Annotated in this window: 12 protein-coding genes; 6 read left to right on the forward strand and 6 right to left on the reverse strand. The window is 69.7% G+C overall.

Annotated elements, in window-relative coordinates:
- Positions 1-25: 25 nt before the first annotated feature.
- On the forward strand, positions 26-520 hold the full coding sequence (locus ACIQCZ_RS17620; RefSeq protein ID WP_402283207.1) for an LURP-one-related/scramblase family protein: 495 nt from the start codon (positions 26-28) through the stop codon (positions 518-520).
- 256 nt (positions 521-776) lie between these two features.
- Here ACIQCZ_RS17620 and ACIQCZ_RS17625 read toward each other — a convergent pair whose 3' ends face one another.
- On the reverse strand, positions 777-1,577 hold the full coding sequence (locus ACIQCZ_RS17625; protein WP_402283208.1) for a carbon-nitrogen family hydrolase: 801 nt from the start codon (positions 1,575-1,577) through the stop codon (positions 777-779).
- A gap of 331 nt (positions 1,578-1,908) precedes the next feature.
- Here ACIQCZ_RS17625 and ACIQCZ_RS17630 point away from each other — a divergent pair, with 331 nt between their 5' ends.
- Positions 1,909-2,733, forward strand: coding sequence for a maleylpyruvate isomerase family mycothiol-dependent enzyme (locus tag ACIQCZ_RS17630; RefSeq protein ID WP_402283209.1), 825 nt, complete (start codon positions 1,909-1,911; stop codon positions 2,731-2,733).
- Positions 2,734-2,847: 114 nt separating this feature from the next.
- On the opposite strand, the gene ACIQCZ_RS17635 is transcribed toward ACIQCZ_RS17630, so the two are convergent.
- Together ACIQCZ_RS17635 and ACIQCZ_RS17640 are read right to left on the reverse strand one after the other, a co-directional pair.
- The gene (locus tag ACIQCZ_RS17635; RefSeq protein ID WP_402283210.1) at positions 2,848-4,158 is read right to left on the reverse strand and encodes a nitrate/nitrite transporter; all 1,311 of its coding nucleotides are present in this window, start codon (positions 4,156-4,158) and stop codon (positions 2,848-2,850) included.
- Positions 4,155-4,859, reverse strand: a complete 705-nt coding sequence (locus tag ACIQCZ_RS17640; RefSeq protein WP_402283212.1) for a GntR family transcriptional regulator — start codon at positions 4,857-4,859, stop codon at positions 4,155-4,157. The genes ACIQCZ_RS17635 and ACIQCZ_RS17640 overlap by 4 nt, the downstream gene beginning before the upstream one ends.
- Positions 4,860-5,256: 397 nt before the next feature.
- On the opposite strand from ACIQCZ_RS17640, the gene ACIQCZ_RS17645 reads away from it, so the two are divergent.
- Positions 5,257-6,156: a D-alanyl-D-alanine carboxypeptidase family protein gene (locus tag ACIQCZ_RS17645; RefSeq protein ID WP_402283213.1), complete on the forward strand. Its 900-nt coding sequence runs from the start codon at positions 5,257-5,259 to the stop codon at positions 6,154-6,156.
- Positions 6,157-6,337: 181 nt separating this feature from the next.
- Here the strand turns inward: ACIQCZ_RS17645 and ACIQCZ_RS17650 are convergent, their stop codons facing one another.
- The 3 genes from ACIQCZ_RS17650 to pdhA are packed head-to-tail and all read right to left on the reverse strand — an operon-like array spanning position 6,338 to position 9,967.
- Complete coding sequence (locus ACIQCZ_RS17650; RefSeq protein ID WP_402283214.1) at positions 6,338-7,756, reverse strand: dihydrolipoamide acetyltransferase family protein; 1,419 nt, start codon at positions 7,754-7,756, stop codon at positions 6,338-6,340.
- A gap of 10 nt (positions 7,757-7,766) precedes the next feature.
- Entirely contained in the window at positions 7,767-8,747 is a 981-nt protein-coding gene (locus tag ACIQCZ_RS17655) for an alpha-ketoacid dehydrogenase subunit beta (protein ID WP_376209159.1), read from the reverse strand.
- Positions 8,748-8,749: 2 nt separating this feature from the next.
- On the reverse strand, positions 8,750-9,967 hold the full coding sequence (pdhA, locus tag ACIQCZ_RS17660) for a pyruvate dehydrogenase (acetyl-transferring) E1 component subunit alpha (protein WP_402283216.1): 1,218 nt from the start codon (positions 9,965-9,967) through the stop codon (positions 8,750-8,752).
- Between the two features lie 340 nt (positions 9,968-10,307).
- Here pdhA and ACIQCZ_RS17665 point away from each other — a divergent pair, with 340 nt between their 5' ends.
- The 3 genes from ACIQCZ_RS17665 to ACIQCZ_RS17675 all read left to right on the forward strand — a co-directional run bounded on the left by ACIQCZ_RS17665 (position 10,308) and on the right by ACIQCZ_RS17675 (position 12,725).
- Positions 10,308-10,967, forward strand: a complete 660-nt coding sequence (locus ACIQCZ_RS17665; protein WP_376276609.1) for a response regulator — start codon at positions 10,308-10,310, stop codon at positions 10,965-10,967.
- Positions 10,968-11,177: 210 nt separating this feature from the next.
- A complete protein-coding gene (locus ACIQCZ_RS17670; protein ID WP_402283218.1) occupies positions 11,178-11,606 on the forward strand; it encodes a pyridoxamine 5'-phosphate oxidase family protein in 429 nt (142 codons plus the stop codon).
- Between the two features lie 126 nt (positions 11,607-11,732).
- Positions 11,733-12,725 carry a phosphotransferase gene (locus ACIQCZ_RS17675; RefSeq protein ID WP_402283554.1) on the forward strand — a complete coding sequence of 331 codons (993 nt, stop codon included), beginning with the start codon at positions 11,733-11,735 and terminating at the stop codon, positions 12,723-12,725.
- The last annotated feature ends 32 nt before the right edge of the window (positions 12,726-12,757 follow it).

Genomic DNA, 12,757 nt, shown 5'->3' on the forward strand with positions numbered 1-12,757 from the left:
GGAGTCCTGGGGGAACCTGTGAGCCATGAGATTCCTGGTACGTGAACGGCTCTTCGCCGTCGGTGACGACTACTGGATCGAGGACACGGACGGCCGCAAGGTCTTCCTCGTCGACGGCAAGGCCCTGCGGGTGCGTGACACCTTCGAGCTGAAGGACGCGCAGGGCCGGATCCTGGTCGAGATCCGGCAGAAGCTGCTCAGTCTGCGCGACACGATGCTCATCGAGCGCGAGGGCGAGGAGCTCGCCGAGGTCAAGCGCAAACGGCTGTCGCTGCTGCGCAACCACTACCGGGTCACGCTGGTGGACGGCACCGAGCTCGATGTCAGCGGCAAGATCCTGGACCGCGAGTTCGCCATCGACTACGACGGGGAACTGCTGGCCCAGATCTCGCGACGGTGGCTGACCGTCCGGGACACGTACGGCATCGACGTCGTACGGGAGGACGCCGACATGGCGCTGCTGATCGCCGTGTCCGTGTGCGTCATCGTGCTCGCGGACAAGGAGCGCGAGCACGACTGACGGGCGCGGAGGCCGAGCCCGTCAGGCAGCCGAGGGGCCGCGCGGCCGGAACCGTCGAGGACCCGCGGATCGAGGCCGGAACCGTCGAGGACCCGCGGATCGAGGCCGGAACCGTCGAGGACCCGCGGATCGAGGCCGGAACCGTCGAGGACCCGCGGACTGTGGCCGGAACCGTCGAGGACCCGCGGACCGTGGGCGGAATCATCGGTGGGCGGGCCCGACGACGGCGCCGGGCCCGGTTTCACGTGAAACGGGACTACTTGACCGTCTCGGGCGGGGCCAGCCCCAGCCGCCGGTCCTTGAGCGCCGGGAACTGCTCACGCGTGGCGGCGACCTTCGACGGGTCGAACTCCACGCTCAGCACCTCCTCGTCCGCGCCCGCCTCGGCGAGCACCTCGCCCCATGGATCGACGACGATGCTGTGTCCGGCCTGCTGGATTCCGGCGTGGGTGCCCGCGGTGGCGACGGCCAGCACATACGACTGGTTCTCGACGGCACGGGCCTGGGCCAGCAGTGTCCAGTGGGAGCGGCGGCGCTCGGGCCAGCCCGCCGCGACGATCAGCGTCTCGGCGCCCGCGTCGACCAGACCACGGAACATCTCCGGGAAGCGCAGGTCGTAACAGGTGGCAAGGCCCAGCGTGGTCTCCGGCAGCGCGACCGTGACCAGTTCCTCGCCGGCGCCCATCATGACCGCCTCGCCCTGGTCGAAGCCGAAGCGATGGATCTTGCGGTACGCGGCGGCCCGCTCGCCCTCGGGCGTGAAGACGAGCGCGGTGTTGTAGAGAGTGCCGTCGTCGGCGCGCTCGACGAAGGAGCCCGCGTGCAGCCAGACCCCGGCGTCTGCCGCGGCCTTCGCCATGATGTCGTGGGTGGGTCCCTGGAAGGGTTCGGCCTCGGCCTCGAAGGCCGTGTAGGCGAAGGCGCCGACGGGCCAGAGCTCGGGAAGAATCACCAGATCCGCACCGCGCTGGTCCGCGATCAGCGAAGCCGCACGCTCCCGGCGGGAATTGACGGATTCGTCCGGGTCTACTGCGATCTGGATGAGGGAGGCGCGCACACTACCACCGTCCTGGCATTCGAGCCGTCAACACGGGCCTACGATCGTCACACGAAAGCACTGCCGGGGTGCCTGCTCGCAGCGTAACTTAGAGCGTCCGGCGACTGGGGGGTGGAAGAAGGAGCGGGGCCGGGTGCGTGCAGCTGCAAGGCGGCGGAGGGAGTCAACGCGGAGCGTCGGCGACCGACGACAACGCCGCAGATGCGCGTGCCCAGCCCCGTGACGCCACCCCCCAGTGACCGGACGCCCTGAGCGACCGCACCTCCCACGCAGCCCACCGCCCGCGCCCAGCACTCCAGCCCATGCACCGCAGAACCGCACGAGGGGTCCCGTGACCGTCCATCCCAGCCTCCAGACCTACGCCGATGCCTGGACCCACTCCATCGAGTCGATAGCCGAGCTGGTGAAGCCGCTCGCCGAGGGAGAGTGGAACGCCCGTACACCGTGCCCCAACTGGTCGGTGCGCGACATCGTCTCGCACATCATCGGCATGGAGTCCGAGCAGCTCGGCGATCCGCGTCCGATCCACACGCTGCCGCGCGACCTCTTCCATGTGCAGAGCGACTTCGCTCGCTACATGGAGATGCAGGTCGATGTGCGGCGTCACCACACCGCGCCGGAGATGACCTCCGAGCTGGAGTACACGATCATTCGCCGCGCACGTCAGCTGCGCAACGAGACGCGTGACCCCGAGACCATGGTCCGGGCGCCGCTGGGCGCCGAGCAGACCCTCGAACTCGCGCTGCGGATGCGCGCCTTCGACGTCTGGGTGCATGAGCAGGATCTGCGGACGACGCTGGGGCAGCCCGGCAATCTGGACTCTCCCGGCGCCTCCATCGTCCGGGACACCCTGCTCGCCGCGCTGCCGAAGGTGGTCGCCAAGGACGCGGGCGCGCCGAACAACTCGGCGGTCGTGCTCGATGTGCACGGGCCGATGGAGTTCCTGCGCACGGTCAGGGTCGACGCGGAGGGACGCGGTTCGGTGGACGGCTCGCCGTCGCTGGGGCCCGCGGTGACGCTCGCGATGGACTGGGAGACGTACTTCCGCCTCGCCTGCGGGCGGGTGCGCGCCGGCGCGGTCGCGGACCGGGTCAAGGTCGAGGGCGACCCGGAACTGGCGGCGGCGATCCTGCAGAACTTCGCCGTGACGCCGTGACGCTGCGAGGCCCTGAGGTCCCGAGGCCGTAGCGCCCCGGCGCCGTGCCACCGTGGGTCGGCGGCGCCCGTCGTGCGAGGACGGGCGCGCCGCCGATCCGGCGCGACAGACGCGTCACGCGGGTACGTGCACGGCTTCCACGCGGCTGATCACATGGTGGTCCCGCTCGCGGTGCGTGGCCCGGGAGTGCAGCCGCAGGATCTGTACGACGCCGAGCGTCTCCAGCACGAAGACCGAGGCGAACGCGATCCGGTAGTTGTCTCCGGTCGCGTCCAGCAGCACACCGACGGCGAACAGTGTGGTCATCGAGGCGACGAAGCCGCCCATGTTGACGATGCCCGACGCGGTGCCCTGGCGCTCCGGCGGGTTGGCGGGCCGCGCGAAGTCGAAGCCGATCATCGAGGCGGGACCGCACGCGCCGAGCACCACGCACAGGACGATCAGCAGCCACATCGGCGCGTGGTCGCCCGGGTAGAAGATGGTCGACGCCCAGAGCAGGGCCGTCACCGTGACCGTACCGAGGGCCAGCGGGGCGCGGGCCGCATGGTGGCGGGCGATGATCTGCCCGTAGACCAGCCCGAACGCCATGTTGGAGAGCACCACCAGGGTGAGCAGCTCACCGGCCGCGGACCGGCTCAGCCCCTGCGCCTCCACCAGGAACGGCAGACCCCACAGCAGCAGGAAGACCATGGCCGGGAACTGCGTGGTGAAGTGCACCCACATGCCGAGCCGGGTGCCGGGCTCCCGCCAGGCGGCGGCGATCTGCTTGCGCACATAGGCGGCGCCCGCGTGCTCGACGGGCGGCGGCTCGTGGCCCTCGGGGTGATCCTTCAGGAACAGCAGAAGCAGAACGAGGACGAGAACCCCGGCAGCGGAGCTGCCGGCGAACGTGGTGGTCCAGCCGAATCCGTGCAGGGCCCGCGCGATGAAGAGCGTCGAGACGAGGTTGCCCGCCATCCCGAAGAGCGCGGCGACCTGACCGATCAGCGGACCGCGCCGGGCCGGGAACCAGCGCGCGCCGAGCCTCAGCACGCTGATGAACGTCATCGCGTCCCCGCAGCCGAGCAGCGCCCTGGACGCCAGCGCCATGCCGTACGAGGGGGAGAACGCGAAGCCGAGCTGCCCGAGTGTGAACAGCACGGCCCCGAGGGTGAGGACCTTCTTGGTGCCGAGCCGGTCGACCATCAGGCCGACGGGTATCTGCATGCCCGCGTAGACGAGCAGCTGAAGGATGGAGAAGGTGGAGAGCGCCGAGGCGTTGACGTGGAACCGGTCGGCGGCGTCGAGCCCGGCCACGCCCAGGCTGGTACGGAAGATGATCGCGACGAAGTAGACGGCGACACCGATGCCCCACACCCACACGGCACGCCGGCCGCCGGGTGGATCACCGGGCAGGGAGAGGGTGGGAGCGGCGGCGGAACTCACCGGTCCTCACCCCTGACCAGCACCTTGACCCGGCTGACATGACGTCGCACGACCTGCGCGGCACCGTCGGCGTCACCGGACCGGATGGCCTCCAGCAGCTCGCCGTGCTCGGTGATGTTCGCGGCGATCCTCCCCGGATGCGCCTCCATCACGGCGACGCCCATCCGCAACTGCCGGTCGCGCAGCTGGTCGTAGAGGCGCGAGAGAATGTCGTTGCCCGCGTTGCGCACGATCTCGGCGTGGAAGCAGCGGTCCTTCACGGACACTGCGGCCAGATCCCCGGCCTGAGCCAACCGACGCTGCTCCTCAAGGAGTTCTTCGAGCCGTCCGATCAACTGCGCGGAGGCGGGCACGGCCTTGCGGGCCGCGAACTCCTCGACCAGCAGCCGGGTCTCCACCACGTCCGCGATCTCCTGCGCGGAGACGGCGAGCACGAGAGCGCCCTTCTTCGGATACAGCTTGATCAGCCCCTCGACCTCCAGCCGCAGCAGCGCCTCCCGCACGGGCGTACGGGAGACACCGACGGCCTCCGCGAGATCACCTTCGGTGAGGAGCGTGCCGCCCTCGTAGCGACGGTCCAGAACCGCTTCCTTGATGTGGGTATAGACGCGCTCGGCGGCGGGGGGCTGCTTGACGGTCGGCTTCGCCGGCTTCACGGCGGACTTCACGGGGGGCTTCACGGCTGGGGGTGCGGCAGGCATGTACACAGCATAGATACAAGATGCGTGCATCGCGGCGCCCGTCCGGGATCCGGACAGGCCCCTGCCTGTTTCCGGACAGACCCGGCCCCGCCGCAGAAAAAGATCCGCGTCGCACTTCGGGGAAGACTCGCGCCACACTTCGGGGAAGATCCGCGCCGCACTCCGGGGGAGGCCCGCGCCACACTTCGGGGAAGATCCGCGCCGCGCTTTCAGGGAGCCCCGCAGCGAACCTCCGGGGACACCTGCCGGGCTTTCGCGAGGGCGCCCCTCGAACCGAACCCTGCGTTGCTCCGAAATTGCCCCAGGAATCAGCACATCCTTCCACCCGTCTCATGAGTCTCACCACCGAGCGGCACCCTCATGTGGCCGCATTCCAGGGGCATTTGGAGCGTTCAAGTTGAAAATCGGCATTAAGGGCATAAACCGCGTTTCCGCCACTGCCACCGTGGCTCTCACCGCGGGTGCCGTCATCGCGGGCAGCGTGTTCGCCTCCACCGCGCAGGCAGCCACGCCGCCCACCCCCACGATCACCGCCAAGGGCGGTTTCGTGATGAACAACGGCACCGCGAAGACCCTGTTCACCAAGGCCGCGGACACCCGTCGCTCCACCGGTTCCACCACCAAGATCATGACCGCCAAGGTCGTCCTGGAGCAGAAGAATCTGAACCTGGACTCCAAGGTCACGATCCAGAAGGCGTACAGCGACTACATCGTCTCCAAGGGCGCCTCCTCGGCCCACCTGATCGTGGGCGACAAGGTCACGGTCCGGCAGCTGCTGTACGGCCTGATGCTGCCGTCCGGCTGCGACGCCGCGTACGCGCTGGCCGACAAGTACGGCTCCGGCACCACCCGTGCGGCCCGCGTGAAGTCCTTCATCGGCAAGATGAACGCCTCCGCGAAGTCCCTCGGCCTGAAGAACACCCACTTCGACTCGTTCGACGGCATAGGGAACGGCTCGAACTACTCGACGCCGCGCGACCTCACGAAGATCGCCAGCAGCGCGATGAAGAACTCCACGTTCCGCACGGTCGTGAAGACCAAGTCGACCAAGCAGAAGGTCACCACGAAGTCCGGCGGTTACCGCTACATGTCGTGGTCCAACACCAATGCCATGCTCAGCAGCTACAGCGGGGCGATCGGTGTGAAGACCGGTTCCGGCCCGACGGCCAAGTACTGCCTGGTCTTCGCCGCGACCCGCAACGGCAAGACGGTCATCGGCACGGTGCTCTCCTCCACGAGCGCGACCACCCGCACCGCGGACATGAAGAAGATCATGGACTACAGCTTCAAGAAGTAGTCCCGTCCGGCAGTACGGCCGACCGTACCGGCCGAGCCACGGACAACAGCGTGAAGGAGGGGCCCCGCGGTACGCGGGGCCCCTCCTTCATTGCGGCCGAGCGGTGAGGCCGTCAGCCCGGACCGTCGGGCCGTCAGGCCGTCAGGCCGTCAGGCCGTCAGGCCGTCAGGCCGTCAGGCCGTCAGGCCCAGGTGATCAGCCGCTTCGGCTGTTCCAGGATCGCGGCGACATCCGCCAGAACCTTGGAGCCGAGCTCGCCGTCGACCAGGCGGTGGTCGAACGACAGGGCCAGCGTGGTGACCTGACGGGGCTTCACCTTGCCCTTGTGCACCCACGGCTGGAGCTTGATCGCACCGACCGCGAGGATCGCGGACTCGCCCGGGTTCAGGATCGGGGTGCCCGTGTCGACGCCGAAGACGCCGACGTTGGTGATGGTCACCGTGCCGCCCGCCATCGCGGCCGGGGACGTCTTGCCCTCGCGGGCCGTGGAGACCAGCTCGCCCAGGGACGCGGCCAGTTGCGGGAGCGTCTGCTCGTGCGCATCCTTGATGTTCGGGACGATCAGTCCGCGCGGGGTGGCGGCGGCGATGCCCAGGTTGACGTAGTGCTTCTGCACGATCTCCTGGTTCGCCTCGTCCCAGGCGGCGTTGACCTCCGGGTTCCGCTTGATCGCGACCAGGAGGGCCTTGGCAATGATCAGGAGCGGGTTGACCCGCACCCCCGCCATGTCCTTGTCCTCCTTGAGCTCCGCCACCAGCTTCATCGTGCGCGTCACGTCGACGGTGACGAACTCGGTGACGTGCGGAGCCGTGAACGCGCTGCCGACCATCGCCTGGGCGATGGCCTTCCGTACGCCCTTGACCGGGATACGGGTCTCGCGGGCGCCCACCGTGGTGACCACGGCCGGAGCCGGGGCCTCGGGAGCGGGGACGGCCTCCGCAGCGACGGGCGCGGGGGCCTGGGCCGGCACGGGCGTGGCCGCCGCGTGCACGTCCGCGCGGGTGATGATGCCGCCCTCACCGGTCGGCACGACCGTCGCCAGGTCGATGCCCAGGTCCTTGGCCAGCTTGCGCACCGGCGGCTTCGCCAGCGGTCGGCTCCGCTGAGCGGCCACGGACCCGTGCCCGTTCAGCTCTCCCTGGATGGCCGCCGCCGCGGCGGGAACCGCCGCCCCGGCGCCCTTGCGGGCGCGCCGCTTCGTGGAGGTCTCGGCGACGCCGTATCCCACCAGAACGGGCTGACGGCCCTTCGGCGCCTCCGGTTCCGGTTCCGCGGCGGGTTCCGCGGCCGGCACGGGCACGGCAGCCGGGGCGGCGTCACCGCTGCCCGGTGCCACGTCCACCGCGATGATCACCTGGCCGACGTCCACGGTCGTGCCCTCGGGGAAGCGCAGCTCATGCACCACCCCGTCGAACGGAATCGGCAGCTCCACGGCCGCCTTGGCCGTCTCGACCTCGCATACGACCTGACCGTCGGTGACGGTGTCGCCGGGCTGGACGTACCACTTGAGGATCTCGGCCTCGGTCAGTCCCTCGCCCACGTCGGGCATCTTGAACTCACGGAAGCGAGCAGCGTTGGAAGTGTCGGTCATCGTTGTCACGCCCCAGTCCTCAGTACGCCAGCGCGCGGTCGACGGCGTCGAGCACACGGTCGAGACCCGGCAGGTACTCGTCCTCCAGCCGCGCCGGCGGGTACGGGGCGTGGTAGCCGCCGACCCTCAGCACCGGTGCTTCCAGGTGGTAGAAGCAGCGTTCGGTGATCCGGGCGGCGATCTCGGCCCCGGAGCCGTAGAACACCGGTGCCTCGTGGACCACCACGAGCCGTCCGGTCTTCTCGACCGAGGTCTGGATGGTGTCGAAGTCGATCGGGGACATGGACCGCAGGTCCAGCACCTCGATCGACTTGCCCTCCTCCTGGGCGGCCGCGGCCGCTTCCAGGCAGACCTTCACCATCGGGCCGTAGGCGACGAGCGTGAGGTCGGAGCCGGTGCGCGCCACCGTGGCCCGGTGCAGCGGGCCGGGAATGGAGTCGGTCTCGACCTCTCCCTTGTCCCAGTAGCGGCGCTTCGGCTCGAAGAAGATGACCGGGTCGTCGCTCTGGACGGCCTGCTGCATCATCCAGTAGGCGTCGCTCGCGTTCGAGGGCGAGACCACCTTCAGGCCCGCGACGTGCGCGAACAGGGCTTCGGGGGACTCGCTGTGGTGCTCGACGGCACCGATGCCGCCGCCGTACGGAATCCGCACGACGACCGGCAGCTTGATCTTGCCGAGCGCCCGCGCGTGCATCTTGGCGAGCTGCGTGACGATCTGGTCGTACGCGGGGAAGACGAAGCCGTCGAACTGGATCTCCACGACGGGCCGGTAGCCGCGCAGGGCCAGGCCGATCGCGGTGCCGACGATGCCGGACTCGGCGAGCGGGGTGTCGATCACCCGGTCCTCGCCGAAGTCCTTCTGGAGTCCGTCGGTGATCCGGAAGACGCCGCCCAGCTTGCCGACGTCCTCGCCCATGATGAGGACCTTGGGGTCGGTGTCGAGGGCCTTGCGCAGCGACTCGTTGAGCGCCTTCGCGATGGACATCTTTTCCATGGCCATGGCTACTTGCCTTCCTCGGCGGAGTCCGCGAACGATGCCTGGTACGCGGCGAACTGGGCGCGCTCCTCGTCGACGAGGGGGTTCCCGTCGGCGTAGACGTGGTCGAAGATCGCCATCCGGTCCGGATCGGGCATCGCCCGCACCGCCTCACGCACCCGCTTGCCGAGGGCTTCGCTCTCCTCCTCCAGCGCGGTGAAGAACGCCTCGTCGGCGGCGCCCTGCTTCTCCAGGTACGTACGCAGGCGCAGGATCGGGTCCTTGGCCTCCCAGGCCGCGCGCTCCTCGTCCGCCCGGTACTTCGTGGGGTCGTCGGAGGTGGTGTGCGCGCCCATGCGGTAGGTGAAGGCCTCGACCAGCGTGGGCCCTTCCCCCCGGCGGGCCCGCTCCAGCGCCGACCTGGTGACGGCCAGGCAGGCGAGCACGTCGTTGCCGTCGACCCGGACACCGGGGAAGCCGAAGCCCTGCGCGCGCTGGTAGAGCGGGACGCGGGTCTGCTTCTCGGTCGGCTCGGAGATCGCCCACTGGTTGTTCTGGCAGAAGAAGACGACCGGTGCGTTGTAGACCGCGGAGAAGGTGAAGGACTCGGCGACGTCTCCCTGGCTGGAGGCACCGTCGCCGAAGTACGCGATCACGGCCGAGTCCGCGCCGTCCTTGGCGACGCCCATGGCGTAGCCGGTGGCGTGCAGGGTCTGCGAGCCGATGACGATCGTGTACAGGTGGAAGTTGTTGCTGTTGGGGTCCCATCCCCCGTGGTTCACACCGCGGAACATTCCGAGCAGATTGGTCGGATCGACCCCGCGGCACCAGGCGACGCCGTGCTCGCGGTACGTCGGGAAGACGTAGTCGTCGTCACGCAGGGCCCGGCCGGAGCCGATCTGGGCGGCCTCCTGGCCGAGCAGCGAGGCCCACAGACCCAGCTCGCCCTGGCGCTGCAGGGCGGTGGCCTCGGCATCGAAGCGGCGGGTCAGGACCATGTCCCGGTACAGACCGCGCAGCTCCTCGGCGGTCAGGTCGATCCGGTAGTCCGGGTGCTCCACGCGCTCGCCCTCGGGCGTCAGCAGCTGTACGAGCTCGGGCTCGGAACTCTGCGGCGTCCTGGCGGGCGTCTTCGCGGACGTCCTGGCCGGCGCCTTGGCGGACGTCTTAGCGGCTGTCTTAACGGCGCTGGTCCGCTTACTGCTGCGTCGCGGTTTGCTCGCGGCAGTGCTCTCCACGGTCACGTGCGTGCTCCTCCGTCGGTCCGGCCCCCGGGGTCTGCCGGGAAGCCAGTGCGGCTCGCCTGTGTCCGTACCCGTGCACGGGGTGGGTGCCGCTCGGTCCGGAAACAGGCGTGACAGGTGCCCCGGCGAGCGCCCTGCCAAAAGCACGTTACCCAGTACGCCGCTTAACTGCGAAACCCTATCTGACCTGCGATTTTGCTTGGATTTCCAAGTAAATCGAAAAAGTCGGGAACTCTCGCTGGTCACAGCACTGGGAACAGCCTCGCAGGCCGCCGGAACAACGGCACGTTATCCCGCCGTTCGGCGGCAGGGAAGAGGCGAGTGTGTGACACTGCGTTTTGTGCGCGAACAAGGAAAAATCACTGTTTTTCTGCTGGACGACCACGAAGTCGTCCGGCGCGGGGTCCATGAATTGCTCTCGGTGGAGCCCGACATCGAAGTCGTCGGCGAGGCCGGCACGGCGGCCGACGCGCTGGTCCGCATTCCCGCGACCCGGCCCGATGTGGCGGTGCTCGACGTACGGCTGCCGGACGGGAGCGGGGTGGAGGTCTGCCGGGAGATCCGTTCCCAGGACGACAGCATCAAATGCCTGATGCTGACCTCGTACGCCGATGACGAGGCGCTCTTCGACGCGATCATGGCGGGCGCCTCGGGATATGTGCTGAAGGCGATCCGCGGCAACGAACTGCTGAACGCGGTACGGGACGTGGCGGCCGGGAAGTCCCTGCTGGACCCGGTCGCGACCGCCCGGGTGCTGGAGCGGCTGCGCGACGGCAAGAAGGGCCGCGGCGACGACAAGCTCGCGAGCCTCACCGATCAGGAGCGCAAGATCCTCGATCTGATCGGCGAGGGGCTGACGAACCGGGTGATCGGCGAGCGGCTGCATCTCGCCGAGAAGACGATCAAGAATTATGTCTCCAGCCTGCTCTCCAAGCTGGGCATGGAACGGCGCTCGCAGGCCGCCGCGTACGTCGCCAGGCTGCAGGCGGAGAAGCGCTGAGCGGCGCGCACGACGGGCGGGCGCGGGCGGGCCGGACACCGCGCACCCGGCGGGCAGGGGGAGTTCTCCCTGCCGAGGAGGCTGGGCGGCGGCCCGGACGCGGGCGGGGCGGTCGCGCTCCCCGGTGAGTGATCTTCGGGACTTTGGTCCCGCACCACCTGGGGCCGCAGCCTCTTTCCACGGACTCTCCGGTGACGGAGAGTGGACGGCATGCCCTCTGAGCAACTCCACGCGCTCGAACTGCTCGGCCGTGTCCCCTACGGCCGGCTGGCGACGAGCATGCGGGCCCTCCCGATACTGGCGGTGGCCCGCCACATCGTGGTCGACGGCCGTGTCGTCCTGCGGATGCACGGTGGCCTCGGCTACCACGACGCCTGCGACGGCACGGTCGTGGCGTACGGGGCGGACAACTTCAGCACCGCGCCCTCGGGGGACGAGGGCGAGCTGTGGTCCGTGCAGTTCACCGGCCCCGCCGAGATCGTGCACCCGACCGCCGAACAGCAAGGCCGCTTCGGCATCGCCCCCACCCGGGTGAACGGGGAGCCCTTCACCCCCGCGTTCCTCGGGGTCGACCCGCACTTCGTCTCCGTGCACACTCTGGGCTTCCACGCAAGTCAGCCGATCGGCAACGCAGCGTGATCTAACATCTGGTGAGTGCCGCGCTCATCTGTAACCCTTCCGTCTGCTCCACCGGCCGGCGAGGTGCTGTGCTCATCCGTGCCCCGCTCCTCCGTGCCCCGGCCGCCCGTTCCTCCGGTGGACGAGGTGCTGCGCCGCTATCCGAACGCCGGTACGCCCCTCACCTGCAAGCCCGTGACCCAGGGTTTGCTCAACCACGGCTACCGCGTCTCCACCACCAGCGGCTCGTACTTCCTCAAGCACCACCTCGACGACTCCACCGGCGACCGTGCCACGATCGTGCGCCAGCACCGCGCCACCCAGCGGCTGCAGTCACTCGGTGTGCCCGTCGCACCGCCCCTGGAGGACACCGAGGGCGGCACGGTCACGGAGATCGCCGGCCGGTGCTACGCCCTGCACCCCTGGGTGGACGGGCTGCACCGGGTCGGCGCCCAGCTCACCACCGCCCAGTCGCAGCGGCTCGGAGCACTGCTCGGGGCCGTGCACACCGGTCTCGAACAGGTCATGGGGACGGGCTCGGGGCCTGCCGTGCGGCCCGGCGGACACCGGAGCGCCGACCCCGTCGACACCTTCGCACTGATCGAGGACCTGCTGGCGGCCGCACGCGGGCGCCGCCCCCGGGACTCCTTCGACGAGCTGGCCGAACACCGCCTCCTGGAACGGCGCACCCTGCTGGAACAGCACGCCGACCGCAGGCCTCCCACCCCCGACGTCCCGGCCACCGGCTGGGTGCACGGCGACTTCCACCCGCTGAACGTCCTCTACCGGGGCACGGACCCCGTCGCGATCCTCGACTGGGACCGGCTCGGTGTCCAGCCGCGCGCGGAGGAGGCGGTACGGGCCGCGGCGATCTTCTTCGTCCAGCCGGCCGGGAAGCTGGAGCTGGAGAAGGTACGGGCGTACGCGGGGGCCTACCGGCGGGCGGCCGGGGCGGGGGCGGCGGAGCTCGCCGCGGCGGTGCACCGGGTGTGGTGGGAACGGCTCAACGACTTCTGGATACTGCGCTGGCGGTACTGCCTGGACGACCGAAGGGCCGACCCGCAGTTCCCTGCGGTGTCGGCCCTGGCGGTCTGGTGGACGCGCGAGTACCGGGCGGTGTGCGAGGCGTTCACGGGGTGAGCCCGCCCCGTGCGGGCCACCGCACGGGGCGC

This window comes from Streptomyces sp. NPDC093149, assembly GCF_044754145.1.
Taxonomy (GTDB): Bacteria; Actinomycetota; Actinomycetes; order Streptomycetales; family Streptomycetaceae; genus Streptomyces.

What these genes read in the sequence shown, in the direction of transcription:
- ACIQCZ_RS17620 (WP_402283207.1), top strand. Translation starts at nt 26, where the DNA reads ATGAGATTCCTGGTACGTGAACGGCTCTTCGCCGTCGGTGACGACTAC.
- ACIQCZ_RS17640 (WP_402283212.1), bottom strand. Translation starts at nt 4,859, where the DNA reads ATGCCTGCCGCACCCCCAGCCGTGAAGCCCCCCGTGAAGTCCGCCGTG.
- ACIQCZ_RS17655 (WP_376209159.1), bottom strand. Translation starts at nt 8,747, where the DNA reads ATGGCCATGGAAAAGATGTCCATCGCGAAGGCGCTCAACGAGTCGCTG.
- ACIQCZ_RS17670 (WP_402283218.1), top strand. Translation starts at nt 11,178, where the DNA reads ATGCCCTCTGAGCAACTCCACGCGCTCGAACTGCTCGGCCGTGTCCCC.